Origin of the sequence: Taklimakanibacter albus (genome assembly GCF_016595235.1) — a bacterium.
GTDB lineage: Bacteria > Pseudomonadota > Alphaproteobacteria > Rhizobiales > Aestuariivirgaceae > Taklimakanibacter > Taklimakanibacter albus.
In genome coordinates this window covers 1,819,755-1,835,706 of record NZ_JAENHL010000008.1, presented here as the reverse complement: position 1 = coordinate 1,835,706, position 15,952 = coordinate 1,819,755, and the positions used below count along the sequence as shown (strand labels likewise).

Sequence of the window (15,952 nt, the reverse complement as noted above, 5' to 3'; positions counted from 1 at the left end):
CCGATGCGGAAAAAGAGACCGGACGACGGTGAGACCGCCGCCCGGGAGCATTGTGATCAACGATTGATGTCGTAAGCTGCGATCGCCGCCAGATTGACGATGTCGGTCGCCGTCGCAGACATCGAGGCGATCTGCACCGGCTTGTCGAGGCCGGTGAGAAGCGGTCCCACCACCGTGACGCCGCCCAGCTGTTGCAGCATCTTGGTCGAGATCGAAGCCGAATGCGCCGCCGGCATGACCAGCACATTGGCGGGTCCGGTGAGGCGGCAGAACGGATAAAGCGCCATCGCCTCGCGTGACAGCGCGACGTCGGCGCCCATCTCACCGTCATATTCGAAATCGACATTGCGCTTGTCGAGGATGGTCACCGCCTTGCGTACATATTCGGAGCGCTCGCCCTTCGGATAACCGAAGGTCGAATAGGACAGGAACGCCACCTTGGGCTCGTAGCCGAAGCGGCGCGCCACGCCCGCGGCCTCCTGCGCGATATCGGCGAGTTCCTCGGCCGACGGCAGCTCGTGGATCGAGGTGTCGGCGATGAACACGGTGCGCCCGCGCACCAGCGCCATGGAGACGCCGATCGGCTTGTGGCCCGGCCGGTTGTCGATGGCGCGCCTCACATTGTCGAGGGCGACGGAGAAGTTGCGCGTGAGGCCGGTCACCACCGCATCGGCGTCGTTGAGCGCCAGCATGCAGGCGGCGAAGACGTTGCGGTCGTTGTTGACGAGGCGCTGGCAGTCGCGGAACAGGAAGCCGTTGCGCTGCAGCCTTTCATAGAGGTAGTTGGCATAATCGACATTGCGCGCCGAGAGCTTGGCATTGGTGATCTCGACATTGTCGGCCAGCTCGACGGCGCTGATCTTCAACGCCTCCTCGATCTGCGCCTCGCGTCCGACGAGGATCGCCTTGCCGAGGCCGTTATTGGCGAAGCTGTTGGCGGCGCGGATCATCCGGTCTTCCTCGCCTTCGGCGAAGACGACGCGCTTCGGGTTGGACTTGACGCTTTCGTAGATGTTCTGCAGCGTGCCGGCGATCGGGTTGAGGCGGGCGGAGAGCTCGCCCGCATAGGCATCGAGATCGGCGATGGCTTTACGGGCCACACCCGATTCCATCGCGGCCCGGGCAACCGCCACCGGAATGCGCGAAATGAGACGCGGGTCGAAAGGCACCGGGATGAGATAGCCGGGGCCGAATTGCATCCGCGAACCGTGATAGGCGGCGGCGACTTCGTCCGGCACTTCTTCACGCGCCAATGCCGCCAGCGCCTCGGCGGCGGCGATCTTCATCTGATCGTTGATGGTGCGGGCGCGCACATCGAGGGCGCCGCGGAAGATATAGGGGAAGCCCAAGACATTGTTGACCTGGTTGGGATAGTCGGAACGCCCTGTCGCCATGATGGCGTCATCCCTCACCTTGGAAACTTCTTCCGGGGTGATTTCGGGATCGGGATTGGCCATGGCGAAGATGATCGGGTTCTTCGCCATGCTCTTGACCATCGCGGGCGTCAGCGCGCCGGCGGCGGAGAGGCCGAAGAACACATCCGCCCCTTCCATCGCCTCGGCGAGGGTGCGCGCCTTGGTCTCGATCGCATGCGCCGATTTCCACTGGTTCATGCCTTCGGTGCGGCCCTTGTAGACCACGCCCTTCGAGTCCGCGAGAATGACGTTCTGCGGCGGCACGCCCATGGATTTGATGAGCTCGATGCAGGCGATGGCGGCGGCGCCGGCGCCATTGCAGACGAGCTTGAATTTCTTGATGTCGCGCTTGGTGATGGCGAGCGCATTGATGAGGGCCGCGGCCGAGATGATGGCCGTGCCATGCTGGTCGTCATGGAATACCGGGATGTCCATGAGTTCGCGCAGCCGCTGCTCGATGATGAAGCACTCCGGCGCCTTGATGTCCTCGAGATTGATGCCGCCGAAAGTGGGGCCGAGATAACGCACCGCGCCGATGAATTCGTCGACATCCTTGGTGTCGACCTCGAGATCGATCGAATCGACATCGGCGAAGCGCTTGAACAGCACCGCCTTGCCTTCCATGACCGGCTTCGCGGCCAAGGCGCCCAGATCACCCAGGCCCAGAATGGCGGTGCCGTTGGTGATGACGGCGACGAAATTGCCTTTCGCCGTGTAGTCATAGGCGGTGTCGGGGTCTTCGGCGATCTTACGGACGGGTACAGCGACGCCGGGGCTGTAAGCCAGCGACAGATCACGCTGCGTCGCCATCGGCTTGGTCGGATTGATTTCCAGTTTTCCCGGTTTGCCGCGCTGGTGGAAGAGCAGCGCCTCCTGTTCGGTAAAGCTCGGCCGGGCCGCCCGTTTATCAGTACTCATAATTTCCCCATGGAGCCCTACCCATAGCGGTCGGAATAACCCTGGGGATCAAAGGCTCAGCTAGACTGTTCTTAATCTTCAGCGCGTGATCGGACGGAAAGCCGGTATCCGCTTTTCCTGATCCCGCACTGGTGCCGGAAAGCGTCTCCCCAGCATCCGGGCAGACAGTAAAGGCAGCTTTGCCCGATCTCAAGGTCATTGATTCCGCCGCGATCTGTCGTATCAAGACGCGATGAACGACATGAACGCGCCCAGGGATGCTGTCGCTGCCACCCCGATGATGGCCCAGTATCTCGAGATCAAGGCCGCCAATCCCGGCTGCCTGCTTTTCTATCGCATGGGTGATTTCTACGAATTGTTCTTTACCGACGCGGAAGCCGCTTCGCAGACCCTAGGGATTGCGCTGACCAAGCGCGGCCGCCATCAGGGCGAGGAAATCCCGATGTGCGGCGTGCCGGTGCATTCGGCCGACCAGTATCTGGAGCGCCTGATCCGCGCCGGCCACCGCGTTGCCATCTGCGAACAGATGGAAGACCCGGCCGAAGCCAAGAAGCGCGGCTCGAAATCGGTCGTCCGCCGCGACGTCATCCGCCTGATCACCCCCGGCACCTTGACCGAGGATTCGCTCCTCAAAAGCGCCAAGAATAACTTCATCGCCGCCTTGGCGCGCATCAAGGCCGATGAGAGCCTGGCGCTCGCTTATGCCGATATTTCATCGGGCGAATTCGTCGTTTTGCCGGTTTCGGCCGATCGCCTCGCCGCCGATCTCGCCGGTCTCGAGCCGGGCGAGATCATTCATCCCGACACGGTCGGCGAAGCCGGCCTCGACGCTCAGCTCGAGGCGACGGGCGCCGCCCTTACTCCGCTGCCGGCCAGCCGTTTCGACAGCACCGAAGCCGAGCGGCGCCTCAAGACGCATTTCGGCGTTTCGGCCCTTGACGGCTTCGGCGCCTTTACGCGCGCGGAAGTCTCGGCTCTCGGCACGCTTCTCGATTATGTGCTCCTCACCCAGGTCGGCCGCGCGCCGGCTCTGCGCCCGCCAAGGCGCGAGGAGCCCGCGGGCCAGATGATCATTGATCAAGCCACCCGCAGCAATCTGGAGCTGACGAAGAGCCAGAGCGGCGAGACGGGCACGAGCCTGCTGGCGATATTGGACCGTACCGTCACCGCGGCGGGGGCGCGGCTTCTGGCGCGCCGGCTGGCGTCGCCGCTGACCGATCCCGACATGATCGCGCGGCGGCTCGATTCGGTCGGTTATTTCGTCGAGGCGCGTGACCTGCGCGAGCAACTGCGCAAGAGCTTGCGCCAGTTTCCCGATATCGAGCGCGCTATGTCGCGTCTCTTCCTTGGCCGTGGCGGTCCGCGCGATCTGGCGGCGATCTGTGACGGCCTCATGGCCGGGGCGGAACTGAACGAGGCTTTGGGCCACCCGCAAGGCCTCGCCTCGCTCTCGGCCGAGCTCGCTGAGGCGCAGGCCGTCCTCGCCGATCCGCCGGCTTTACTCCTTGCCGATCTCGCCGCCGTTTTGGGCGACGAGCTGCCGCTCAATGCGCGTGACGGCGGCTTTGTCCGCCAGGGCTTCTCCAAGGAGCTCGACGATCACCGCCAGCTGCGCGACGACACCAAGAAGGTCATCGCGCAATTGCAGGCCGACTATGCCGCGGAGACCGGCGTCAAGTCGCTGAAGATCCGGCATAACAATGTGCTGGGCTACTTCATCGAGGTCACCGCGCAGAATGCAGCCCAGCTGCAAGCCGCACCTCACAATGCGAAATTCTTCCACCGCCAGACGATCGCCAGCGCGGTGCGTTTCGTTACCCAGGAATTGTCCTCGCTCGAGGAGCGCATAGCGTCCGCCGCCAATCGCGCTCTGGCGCTGGAGCTCGAGATTTTCGAGCGGCTCAACGAGGCGACCAAGGATGAGGCGCGCCGGCTCGCCGCCATCGCCGAGGCCGTGGCACGCGTCGATGTCGCGGCAGGTCTCGCCGAATTGAGCGCCAGGCGTAATTATGTTCGGCCCGTCGTCGACCGTTCCTTGCGCGTCGAGATCGAGCAGGGCCGTCACCCGGTGGTCGAGGCGATGCTGGCCCAGAAGGACGCCGCGGCTTTCGTCGCCAATGATTGCCGCCTCGCCGGCGACGACAAACGCATCTGGCTGCTCACCGGTCCGAACATGGCCGGTAAGTCGACCTTCCTGCGCCAGAATGCGCTGATCGTGATCATGGCGCAGATGGGCTCCTTCGTGCCGGCCAAAGCGGCGCATCTCGGCATCGTCGATCGTCTGTTCAGCCGCGTTGGTGCGGCGGATGACCTGGCGCGCGGCCGCTCGACCTTCATGGTCGAGATGGTCGAGACGGCAGCGATCCTCAACCAGGCGACCGAACGCTCCTTCGTCATCCTCGACGAGATCGGGCGCGGTACCGCGACCTTCGACGGCCTTTCCATCGCCTGGGCGGCGGTCGAGCATCTGCATGAGATCAATCGGGCGCGCGCCTTGTTCGCCACGCATTATCACGAGCTCACCGCTCTGGCGGGCCGGCTCGGCGGCGTCGCCAATGCCACCGTCAAGGTGCGCGAATGGCAGGGCGACGTCGTCTTCCTGCATGAGGTGACGCCCGGCGTCGCCGACCGTTCCTATGGCATTCAAGTGGCGAAGCTCGCCGGGCTTCCTCCGGCGGTCATCGCGCGCGCATCGGAAGTGTTGACGCTCCTCGAAAAAAAAGACGAGCCCGGCGCCCATGCCGACTCGCTCTTCGCCGATCTGCCGCTGTTCTCCGCCGCGCGCCCGAAGGGAACGGCGGCGGCGCCCGCCGGGCCGAGCGATGTCGAGAAGCGGCTTGCCGACATCTCGCCCGACGAGTTGGCGCCGCGCCAGGCGCTCGATCTGCTTTATGAGCTGCGTGCTCTGCTCGCGGCCAAACGGCCGGGGTCATGACCTCAATCAAAAAGTCAGTCCCTCTCATCGATGGTCCGGCTCTGCGGGCGAGGCTTGCGGAGCTTCAGCCCGGCAAGGATCTCAGGCCGCGTATCGTCGCCATCCTGAAGGAGACATTGGCCACAGCGCGCGCCGAGGCCGAGCGCCAGCTGATGGAAGACGGCCGCGGCACGCTCTGCGCCATGCATCTGGCGCAAGCGCAGGACGAAATCATCCATGCGCTTCATGATTTCGCGGTGCGCAAGCTCTATCGCGCCTCGACCCCGTCGGGGGCGGAGAAGCTCGCCATCGTCGCGGTCGGCGGCTATGGCCGCGGCACGCTGGCGCCCGGCTCCGACATCGATCTGCTTTTTCTGCTGCCCTATAAGCAGACCGGCTGGAGCGAGAGCGTCATCGAGTTCATTCTTTATGCGTTGTGGGACACGCGCCTCAAGGTCGGCCACGCCACCCGCAGCGTCGATGACTGCATCAGGCTGGCGCAGTCGGATTCGACCATACTCACCTCCATTCTCGAGGCGCGCTACATTTGCGGTGAGGAGTCGCTGTTCGACACGCTGAACCAGCGCTTCCGCAAGGAGATCGCGGCGAAAGGCGCCAAGGCCTTCGTCGCCAGCAAGCTCACCGAGCGTGACGAGCGTCATTTCAAGGCGGGCGAGAGCCGCTATCTGGTCGAGCCCGATGTGAAGAACGGCAAAGGCGGGCTGCGCGATCTCCATACTCTGTTCTGGATCGCGAAATTCCTGTCGGGCGCCAATTCGACCAAGGAGCTCGCCGAGAAGGGCGTCTTCACCCGCGAGGAGCTGGCGCTGTTCGAGAAGAGCGAGGACTTCCTCTGGGCCGTGCGCTGCCATCTGCATTTCGTGGCCAAGCGCGCCGAGGACCGCCTGAGCTTCGACCGCCAGCCCGATCTCGCCGAGCGTTTGGGCTACAAGGCACATGGCGGGTTGAAGCATGTCGAGCGCTTCATGAAGCACTATTTTCTCGTCGCCAAGGATGTCGGCGACCTGACCCGCATCTTTTCGGCCTCGCTCGAAGCGCGCCAGATGAAAGCGACGCCGGTCTTCGGCCGCGTGCTTGGCCGCTTCAGCGCGAGGCGTTCGGGCGCCATTGCCGGGGCACCCGATTTCCGCATCGAGGCCAACCGCCTGACCGTCGTCGACGAAGAGGTGCTGATCTCGGCGCCGGTCAATATGATCCGGCTTTTCGCGCTCGCCGCCGAGAAGGATCTCGAGATCCATCCCGACGCCTTGAAAGCGGTCAGGCGCAATCTGGCGCGCATCAACAAGGAGGTCTGCGCCGACCCGGAAGCCAATGCGCTGTTTCTCAAGCTCCTGACGGAGTCTCGCGATCCCGAGACGGCTTTGCGGCGCATGAACGAGGCGGGCGTGCTCGGCCGCTTCATTCCCGAATTCGGCAAGATCGTCGCGATGATGCAGTTCAACATGTATCATCACTATACGGTCGACGAGCATCTGATCCGTTCGGTCGGCATCCTGGCGGCGATCGAGCGCGGCCGCTTCTCCAACGACCATCCGCTGTCGACCGAGATTTTCCCCACCGTGTCGAGCAGGCGGGTGCTTTATGTCGCGGTGCTGCTGCATGACATCGCCAAGGGCCGCAAGGAAAGCCATTCGATCGCCGGCGAGCGCGTGGCCAAGACCTTGTGCCCGCGTCTGGGGCTCACGGCGCCCGAAACCGAGACCGTCGCCTGGCTCATCCGCTATCATTTGCTGATGAGCGAGACGGCGCAGATGCGCGATCTCAACGACTTCAAGACCATTCTCGATTTCGCCAATGTGGTGCAATCGCCGGAGCGCCTGAAGCTTCTGCTCATCCTCACCGTCGCCGATATCCGCGCCGTCGGGCCATCGGCCTGGAACGGCTGGAAAGGCCAGCTTCTGCGCACGCTTTATTTCGAGACCGAGCCGGTTCTGTCGGGTGGCCATACCAGCATCTCGCGGAAAGAGCGTGTCGCCGAGGCGCAGGCGAAATTCTTCGCCCACTATCCGGACTGGACGCCTGAGCAGAAGACGGCTTATGCGGCGCGCCACTACGACAATTACTGGCTCAATGTCGACACCGACAAGCAAGTGGCGCATGAGCGGCTGATGGCGCGCGCCAAGGCCGAGGGCGAGCCGGTCGCCACCGAAGTCCGGACCGATGAATTCACCGCCATCACCGAGCTCACCATTCATGCGCCTGATCATCCGCGTTTCCTGGCGCTGATCACCGGCGCCTGCGCCGCCGCCAATGCCAATATCGCCGGCGCCCAGATCTTCACCACCGCCGACAGCCTGGCGCTCGACACGATCCTGATCCAGCGGCAATTCGCCAATAGCGAGGATGAGGGCCGGCGCGCCGAGCGCGTCGCCACTCTGGTGCGCCAGGTCCTGAAAGGCGAGGTCCGGATCAAGGACCTCATCGCCAAGGTCCAGCATCCGGAAACGCGGCTCCAGGCCTTCAAGGTGGCGCCCCGGGTCATCATCGACAACGACTCGTCGAACCGCTTCACCGTCATCGAGGTCAACGGCCTCGACCGTGTCGGTTTCCTCTACGACCTGACGGAAGCTCTCTACCGCCTCAATCTCAATATCGGCTCGGCCCATATCACCACCTATGGCGAGCGCGTCATCGACGTCTTCTATGTGACCGATCTCACCGGCGCCAAGATCGTGAGCGCCACCCGCCATGCCCAGATCGAACGCCAGCTTTTGGCCGTACTTGCCGACCAGAAGGGGTGACCTTGTGGGAATCCGCTTAGCCAAATAGAACCATTTCATGTCCCTCTTCAAATCGGCAGCGACCGTAGGCGGGCTCACTCTGGTGAGCCGCGCGGCGGGTTTCATCCGCGATATGCTGACCGCTTCCGTGCTCGGCACCGGGCCGGTGGCGCAGGCTTTCGTCGTCGCCTTCCGCTTCCCCAATCTGTTCCGCTCGCTTTTCGCCGAGGGCGCTTTCAATTCGGCTTTCGTGCCGATGTTCGCCAAGAAGCTCGAAGGCGGCGGTGAGGCCGAGGCGCGCGGCTTCGCCGAGGACATCTTCGCGGTGATGTTCGTCTGGCTTTTGTTCTTCACGGCGGTGGCCCAGATCGCCATGCCGCTGCTGATGTATGTGATCGCCCCCGGCTTCACCGGCGATCAGGACAAGTTCGACCTGTCGGTGGATCTCACCCGCATCGCCTTTCCTTATCTGCTCTTCATGTCGCTGACCGCGCTGCAGTCGGGCGTGCTCAACAGCCTGCGCCGTTTCGTGGCGGCGGCCTGCGCGCCGATCCTGCTCAATCTGGTGATGATCGCGACCTTATTGTTCGTGCACTACATGGGCTGGGGCGACAGTGCCATGACGGGATACGCGCTGGTCTGGGGCGTATGCGCCGCCGGCGTCGCGCAATTCATCCTGCTCTGTGTCGCCTGCAGCCGCGCCAATATGCGCATGCGCCTCAAATGGCCGAAGCTCACGCCCGATGCGAAACGGCTGATCCGGCTCGGCATACCGGGTGTCATCGCCGGCGGCATCACGCAGGTGAATATCCTGATCGCCACGATGATCGCGACGACCATCGACCGCGCCGTTACCTATCTCTATTACGCCGACCGCGTCTATCAATTGCCGCTGGGGGTCGTCGGCGTCGCCATCGGCGTCGTGCTTCTGCCGGAAATGTCGCGCAAATTGCGCGCCGGCGACGAGGCCGGCGCGGTTCTGAGCCAGAACCGCTCACTCGAATTCGCATTGTTCCTGACGCTGCCGGCGACCATCGCGCTGATCGCCATTCCCTTCGCCATCGTCAATGTCTGCTTCGAGCATGGCGTCTTCACCAGGAGCGACTCGGTTGCCACGGCTTACGCGCTCGCCGCTTTCGCCATGGGGTTGCCGGCCTTCGTCATCAACAAGGTGTTCTCGCCGGGCTTCTTCGCGCGTGAAGACACCAAGCGGCCGATGATGTTCGCCATCACCTCGGTGGTGATCAATGTGGTGTCGAGCTTCGTTCTGTCGCGTTACATCGGCCATGTCGGCATCGCGGTGTCGACGGCGCTCGCCGCCTGGGTCAATGCGACCTTGCTGGGCGTCACGCTGGCGCGCCATGGCCATTTCACCGCCGATGAGCGCCTGCGCCGCCGTCTGCCGCGCATCATCGCCGCGAGCCTCGCAATGGGTGCCGTCCTTCTGGGCGCGTTCTATTTCACCGCACCTATCTTCACCGATGGCCATCCGCTCTGGCTGCGGGCTCTCGTGCTCATGGGTCTCGTCGGTTTGGGCGTCGTCGTTTATTTCATCTGCGCCCATGTTTTCGGCGCGATGAAGTTCGACGAGCTCCGCAAGATGACGCGCCGTGGTCCGGCGCCCAATTCTAACGGTTGAGCCCCAGCGCCCGTTGCATCAGCACCGTGTCGACCCACTGATCGTGCTTGAAGCCGACCTCGCGCAGGACGCCGACGAGGCGGAAGCCGAGGCTTTCATGGAGCGCGATCGAGGCGTTGTTGCCGCTATTGCCGATAATGGCGATCATCTGGCGCCACGATCCTTTCTCGCAAAGGACGATGAGCTCCGTCAGAAGGGCGCGGCCGATGCCCTGGCCGGCGCATTGGCGATCGACATAGACCGAGTTCTCGATGGTGAAGCGATAGGCTGAGCGGGTGCGATAAGGCCCGGCATAGCTGTAGCCCAGGACCCGGCCTTCTCTTTCGGCGACGATATAGGGGAAGGACTGGTTCTTGAGCGTGCGGAATCGGCTGCGCATCTCCTCGATGCCGGGCGGCGTCTCCTCGAAGGAGGCAAGGCCATGGGCGACGTGATCGGCATAGATGCGCTGGATGGACTCCAAGTCGGCTTCGGTCGCGGGGCGCAAGGCGGGCGGGGAGGTGAGCGGCTTCATGGTGAAAGGGTCTATACCGATATCGATCAGATGGTGAGGCTCGATCTCGCGGAGCAGGGCCTTTTGCCGCCAGCGCGAGCGGGCCGAACCCGTGAGATAGCGCCAGGCTTCGGCACGAAATTCCCTGATCTCCCGCGCGACGTCCATGGGCCGGACGATTGCGCTCGCTTACATCGAAAGTAAAATTTATACTATTTATACGAAGCATAAGGAAATATTTGAATGCAGAGGCCGAGTCTCAGCCAGCTGCAGACCCTGGCCGAGGTGGCTGGATCGGGGAGCTTCCTTGCCGCCGCCCGCAAGCTCGGCCTCACCCAGCCGGCAGTCAGCCTGCGTATCCGCGAGCTCGAGCAGACGGTCGGGCTGAGGCTCATCGAGCGGGTCGGCAAGAAGGCCACGCTCACCAGGGCGGGGACGACGCTTCTGGGCTTCGTGCGCGAGATCGAGGCGACCCTCGATGAGGCGTTGCGTGTGCTGGCGGACCAGGCCGGCAGCGTGTCGGGCCAGGTGCGTCTCGGCACCGGCGCCACCGCCTGCATCCACCTGCTGCCGCCGGTCCTGCGCCGCCTGAAGGAGCGCTATCCTGAGATCGAAATCACCGTCCGCACCGGCAATTCGGCCGAGATCCTCGCGGCGCTGGGCGACAATATACTCGATGCCGCCGTCGTCACCTTGCCGGCGCAGGGCCGCAGCTTCGCGGTGACGCCGCTCGTCACCGACGAGTTGGTGGCGATCTTCGCGGCCGCCGACGCGCCGTCCGAAGACGTAACGCCGCAATTCTTCGCCGGCCGGAAGGCGCTTCTGCTCTACGAGACGGCCGGCAATTCGCGGGGGCTCATCGATCAATGGTTCCGCCAGGGCGGCGAATTGGCGAAACCCGGCATGGAGCTCGGCAATATCGAGGCGATCAAGAAAATGGTAGGAGCCGGGCTTGGCCCCAGCATCGTTCCCGCCATGGCGGTGGCTGATGACCATGAAGGGCTCGCGGTCAGAAGCCTCGTTCCCCGGCTCGAACGCCGCCTCGGCCTGGTCCTGCGCCGCGACAAGGTGCCGGACCGGGCGCTCAAGGCGGTCATTGCAGCGCTGGAAGGCCTGTCGGGGAGCCCGCTCGACGGCCCTTCACTTGACCGGATTTTGCGGGCATAAGCAGCCCCGCTTTCAAGGGAATCCACGAATGACCGCTCCGACACTTCGCGTCTTTTCCGGCATGCAGCCGACCCATAATCTGCATCTCGGTAATTATCTTGGCGCCATGGTCAACTGGATCAAGATGCAGGACACGCATGAATGCATCTATTGCGTGGTCGACCTGCATGCCATCACTCTGTGGCAGGAGCCCAAGGATCTGCGCCGGCATATCCGCGACGTGACCGCGTCCTATCTCGCTTGCGGCCTCGATCCCAAGCGCTCGATCATCTTCAACCAGAGCCAGGTCGCCCATCATGCCGAGCTCGCCTGGATCTTGAATTGCGTGGCCCGCTTGGGCTGGCTCAACCGCATGACCCAGTTCAAGGAGAAGGCCGGCAAGGACAAGGAAGCGGCCTCGATCGGCCTCTATGACTACCCGGTGCTGATGGCCGCCGACATCCTGCTCTATCGCGCCACCCATGTGCCGGTGGGCGACGATCAGAAGCAGCATCTCGAGCTCGCCCGCGATATCGCGCAGAAATTCAATGTCGATTACGCCGGCGAGATCGAAGCGGCCGGCTACAAGGACGGCTTCTTCCCGCTGCCCGAGCCTTTCATCACCGGCCCCGCGACCCGCGTGATGAGCCTGCGCGACGGCACCAAGAAGATGTCGAAGTCGGATCCTTCCGATCTGGCCCGCATCAATCTCGTCGACGATGCCGACACCATCGCCAAGAAGTTCCGGAAAGCCAAGACCGATCCCGACGCCTTGCCGAGCGAGGTCGAAGGACTGAAGGGCCGGCCCGAGGCCGACAATCTGGTCGGCATCTATGCGGCGCTGGCCGGCAAGACGGCGGCCGATGTGCTGAAGGAATTCGGCGGATCGCAATTCTCGGCCTTCAAGCCGGCGCTGATCGACCTGGCGGTCGCGAAATTGAGCCCGATCGCTGCCGAAAAACGTAGGCTTGAGGAAGATCCCACCTATATTGATGGGGTCCTGGCCGATGGCGCGGCGCGGGCGCGGGCGATCGCGTCCCCGATCTTTCGGCAGGTGAAGGAGATTGTCGGCTTCGTGTCGGCCTGAGGGGTTTACCCCCAAGGGATTTGACACAGCTTAAAATCATTCTAAATTAGCCCGGTGAGCGGCTTTCAAGCCCTCGAAAGGATTTGCCCATGTTCATCCAGACCGAAGCCACCCCCAATCCGGCCACTTTGAAATTCATTCCCGGCAAGCCTGTGCTTCCGGGCGGCACGCGGGATTACCGCTCGGCCGGCGAAGCAGTGGAATCGCCTTTGGCCGAACGCCTGTTCTCGGTCCAGGGCGTATCCGGCGTGTTCCTCGGCCAGGATTTCGTCACCGTCACCAAGAAGGACGGCGAGTGGCAGCATCTGAAGCCGGCGATCCTCGGCCTCATCATGGAGCATTACCTGGCCGACGCGCCGATGCTCGCCAAGCCGGCCGCCGGTGACTTGCCGTCGGATGAAGATTTCGATGAAGCCGACAAGGAGATCGTCACCACCATCAAGGAGCTGCTCGACACGCGCGTGCGTCCGGCAGTGGCCCAGGATGGCGGCGACATCACCTTCCAGGGCTATCATGACGGCGTCGTGTTCCTGAACATGAAGGGATCGTGCTCGGGTTGCCCGAGTTCGACCGCCACGCTGAAACACGGCATCGAAAACCTGCTGCGCCACTTCATTCCGGAAGTGACCGAGGTCCGCCCGGTCTGATCCGGCGCACGGGCGTTTCGCGAAACCCGCTTTCTTCTGTTGCGGATCATGCGATAAGTCGCCCGCATGCTGTTGGTCTTCGATACATCCCTGGCCGCCTGCTCGGCCGCGGCCTATGACATGGCCGCGGGCCGTGTGCTGGCGTCGCGCTTCGTGATGATGGAGCGCGGCCATGCCGATGCTTTGGCGCCGATGATCAAGCAAGTCATGGACGAGGCGGGGATCGCCTTCCGCGATCTCACTCGCATCGGCGTGACGCTCGGACCCGGCACTTTCACCGGTGTGCGCACCGGCATCGCCATGGCGCGGGGCCTCGCTCTGGCGCTCGATGTGAGGATCGCGAGCCTCGACACGCTCACCGCCATCGCCGCCAATGCAGGCTCCGACAAGACGCCGTTGGTGATCGCCGCCGATGCGCGCCGCGACGAGATCTATTTTCTGCGCGCAACCGGCGAGGCCCCGATGGTGCTGCCGGTCGCCGAAGCGGCGCGCCGGCTGCCGGAAGGCCGGAGCTTCGTACTCGGCACCGGCGCCGAGGCGCTGATCGCGGCAGCGCCGGAAGGGCGGCTGATCCGGCTGAGCCAAGGTGAGATGCCGGACGCGAAGAATTTCGCGAGGCTCTGTGCAACACGCCCTCTGTCCGAGCTTGCCCCCGAGCCGCTTTATCTGCGTCCGCCCGACGCCAAGCCGCAACATCAGGTGGCCGCCGACACGGCTGCCGTGACCTTGCGTCCCGCATCGGTCAATGAGGCCCCGGTCCTCGCGGCGATGCATGCCGAATGTTTCGACAATGCCTGGAGCGCCACCGAATTCGCCAAGCTGATGGCAATGCCGGGCGCGCTCAGCTTTGTCGCCATTGACGGCGGCGAGCCCGTGGCGTTTCTTCTGGCGCGCCAGGCGGCCGGTGAGGCGGAAATCCTCTCCATCGGCACAAGGCCATTCGCCCGCCGTCGCGGGATCGCCAAAAAACTCATGTCTCATCTGGCCGCTGAGTTACGCCAGGCGGGTCTGGCGCAGCTCTTCATCGAGGTGGCGGCGGGCAATGACGCGGCGCGCGCGCTCTATGCCGAGCAGAAATTCGCTGTGACGGGACGGCGCAAGGCTTATTATGAGAAGCCCGGTGGCAAGCGCGAGGATGCGATCGTGATGATGAAGGCGCTTGACGCATGACGACCCTCCGCGCCGCGGTGAAGCTTGCGGGCTTTGTCGCCATGACGCTTCCGGGCTTGCCGGTTCAGCGCGCGCTGATTGCGCTGTCGGCGCGAGGAGCCCGGCGCTTCCCGCATGTCTATCATCGCGCCGTCACCCGCTGGCTCGGCGTCAAGATCAACATCATCGGCGAACCGGTGCGCGACAAAGCCTGCCTCATTGCCGCCAATCACGTCTCGTGGATCGACATCACGGTCTTGAGCGCGGTGACGCCGCTCTCCTTCATCGCCAAGAAGGAAGTCAATAACTGGCCGGGCTTTGGCACGCTGGCGCGCCTGCAGCGCACCGTCTTCATCGATCGCGACCGCCGTCACACGACCGGCGCCTCGCGCGACGAGATGCAGGAAAGGCTCGCCGCCAAGGAGACGCTCGTCCTTTTCGCCGAAGGCACATCGAGCGACGGCTATCGCGTGCTGCCGTTCAAGAGCGCCTATTTCGCCGCCGCCGAACGGCCCGATGTGGTGGTGCAGCCGGTGACGCTCGCTTATCGCGGCCATTGGGGCGCCCCCATGCTGCGCCGCCGCCGGCCCTATTTCGCCTGGTATGGCGACATGGAGATGGGCCCGCATCTCTGGCAGGCGCTGGCGCTCGGCCCCATCGAGGTCGACGTCATCTGCCACAAGCCTCTCACCATCGCCGAGGCCGGCAACCGCAAGCTTCTGGCGAAGCAGGCGGAGGATATGGTGCGCAAGGGCCTCATCGAGTCCTTGTCGGGCGTCCGCGCCTGATCGTCACGCGGCCCCTTTGCAATGGCGCAGGATGGCTTCCGCCAGAAGCCGCGCGGCGCGATTGGCGCGCTCGCGGCTGAACACGATCTGGAATGTGTCGTCATAGGTCATCCGGTCGGGCGCCAGCGCGCGCAACGCACCGGCACGGACCGAAGCCTCGGCATAGTGGCCCGGCAGGAAGCCGATATAGGCGCCCGACAGAAGCATCAGCAGCGTTCCCTCCATATGGGCGGTGACGGCATGCCAGTGGAAGTCGACGCCGCAGATCGGCGCCTCCTGCATATAGGAACGCCCGGCAAAAGGCTGGCCGGCGAGCAATTCGGGCGTCAGCTCCGCGTCGGCGACGGAAAAGAGTGAATTGCCGCGCCCGCAATAAAGATTCTGCCGCTCGGCGAAGACGTCGATCGCCTGCATGGTCTGGGCGCGCGGCTGCGCCGGCACCAGCACGATCTGATAGCGGCCGCTGAGCAGGCCCTGCATCAAGGCCTGCGGCGTGGCGATGTCGATATCGAGCAGCACCTTGGGCGCCGCTTTGGCGAAATCCCCGATCGCCTGATCGAGGCCGAGCGTCCGATTGCTCTCCATCGCATCGACCGTGCCGAAAGCCAGCCGACCGACAAGCTCGCCCTGGATGTCGCTGACGGCGGTTAGGAAATGTTCGATCGAGCCGAAAAGATCGCGCACCGCCTCATGCAATTGCTTGCCCTCGGCGGTGAGGAAGAAGCCGCTGCGGCCACGCTCGCACAGCCTCAGTCCCAGCCGCTCCTCGAGATTTCGCATATGGAGCGAGATCGTCGCCTGGGTCATGCCGAGGCTGTCCTGGGCGGCCGAGAAGCCATTATGGCGCACGATCTCGGCAAAGACCCGCAGCAGCCGGAGATCCGTGTCGCTGAGGGTGCGGCGGCTTCTGGGCAGGGCGGCGGACATTCATAGATAATCTGATATGTAAACGTAGAAAGATATATCTTTTTCAACGCAACGACCTTTGCTGTCCTTCTCTGACCCAAAAGACAGG

11 protein-coding genes are annotated in these 15,952 nt (G+C 63.8%); 8 read left to right on the top strand and 3 right to left on the bottom strand.

Annotated features, from left to right (window positions below):
- Positions 1-56: 56 nt before the first annotated feature.
- Positions 57-2,333, bottom strand: a complete 2,277-nt coding sequence (locus JHL16_RS31690; protein WP_200188842.1) for an NADP-dependent malic enzyme — start codon at positions 2,331-2,333, stop codon at positions 57-59.
- Positions 2,334-2,574: 241 nt separating this feature from the next.
- On the opposite strand from JHL16_RS31690, the gene mutS reads away from it, so the two are divergent.
- From mutS to murJ, 3 genes are read left to right on the top strand one after another with little or no spacing between them, the layout of a single operon-like run.
- On the top strand, positions 2,575-5,268 hold the full coding sequence (gene mutS / locus JHL16_RS31685) for a DNA mismatch repair protein MutS (RefSeq protein ID WP_420884578.1): 2,694 nt from the start codon (positions 2,575-2,577) through the stop codon (positions 5,266-5,268).
- The gene (locus JHL16_RS31680; RefSeq protein WP_200188840.1) at positions 5,265-8,009 is read left to right on the top strand and encodes a [protein-PII] uridylyltransferase; all 2,745 of its coding nucleotides are present in this window, start codon (positions 5,265-5,267) and stop codon (positions 8,007-8,009) included. Before mutS ends, JHL16_RS31680 begins: the two co-directional genes overlap by 4 nt.
- Before the next feature lie 37 nt (positions 8,010-8,046).
- On the top strand, positions 8,047-9,627 hold the full coding sequence (murJ, locus tag JHL16_RS31675; protein ID WP_200188839.1) for a murein biosynthesis integral membrane protein MurJ: 1,581 nt from the start codon (positions 8,047-8,049) through the stop codon (positions 9,625-9,627).
- On the opposite strand, the gene JHL16_RS31670 is transcribed toward murJ, so the two are convergent.
- Entirely contained in the window at positions 9,617-10,288 is a 672-nt protein-coding gene (locus JHL16_RS31670; protein WP_200188838.1) for a GNAT family N-acetyltransferase, read from the bottom strand. The two genes, murJ and JHL16_RS31670, sit on opposite strands and share 11 nt — an antisense overlap.
- Positions 10,289-10,363: 75 nt before the next feature.
- Between JHL16_RS31670 and JHL16_RS31665 the strand changes: the two genes are divergently transcribed.
- The 5 genes from JHL16_RS31665 (at position 10,364) to JHL16_RS31645 (ending at position 14,937) form a co-directional block, all read left to right on the top strand.
- The gene (locus JHL16_RS31665; protein ID WP_200188837.1) at positions 10,364-11,287 is read left to right on the top strand and encodes a LysR family transcriptional regulator; all 924 of its coding nucleotides are present in this window, start codon (positions 10,364-10,366) and stop codon (positions 11,285-11,287) included.
- Between the two features lie 28 nt (positions 11,288-11,315).
- Positions 11,316-12,353: a tryptophan--tRNA ligase gene (trpS, locus tag JHL16_RS31660; protein WP_200188836.1), complete on the top strand. Its 1,038-nt coding sequence runs from the start codon at positions 11,316-11,318 to the stop codon at positions 12,351-12,353.
- Positions 12,354-12,442: 89 nt separating this feature from the next.
- A complete protein-coding gene (locus JHL16_RS31655) occupies positions 12,443-13,000 on the top strand; it encodes a NifU family protein (protein ID WP_137854553.1) in 558 nt (185 codons plus the stop codon).
- 66 nt (positions 13,001-13,066) lie between these two features.
- Positions 13,067-14,170, top strand: a complete 1,104-nt coding sequence (gene tsaB, locus JHL16_RS31650) for a tRNA (adenosine(37)-N6)-threonylcarbamoyltransferase complex dimerization subunit type 1 TsaB (protein WP_200188835.1) — start codon at positions 13,067-13,069, stop codon at positions 14,168-14,170.
- Positions 14,167-14,937 (top strand): lysophospholipid acyltransferase family protein, encoded by a 771-nt coding sequence (locus tag JHL16_RS31645; protein ID WP_200188834.1) that lies wholly within the window; start codon positions 14,167-14,169, stop codon positions 14,935-14,937. The genes tsaB and JHL16_RS31645 overlap by 4 nt, the downstream gene beginning before the upstream one ends.
- Before the next feature lie 3 nt (positions 14,938-14,940).
- Here JHL16_RS31645 and JHL16_RS31640 read toward each other — a convergent pair whose 3' ends face one another.
- On the bottom strand, positions 14,941-15,864 hold the full coding sequence (locus JHL16_RS31640) for a LysR family transcriptional regulator (RefSeq protein WP_200188833.1): 924 nt from the start codon (positions 15,862-15,864) through the stop codon (positions 14,941-14,943).
- Positions 15,865-15,952 lie beyond the last annotated feature (88 nt).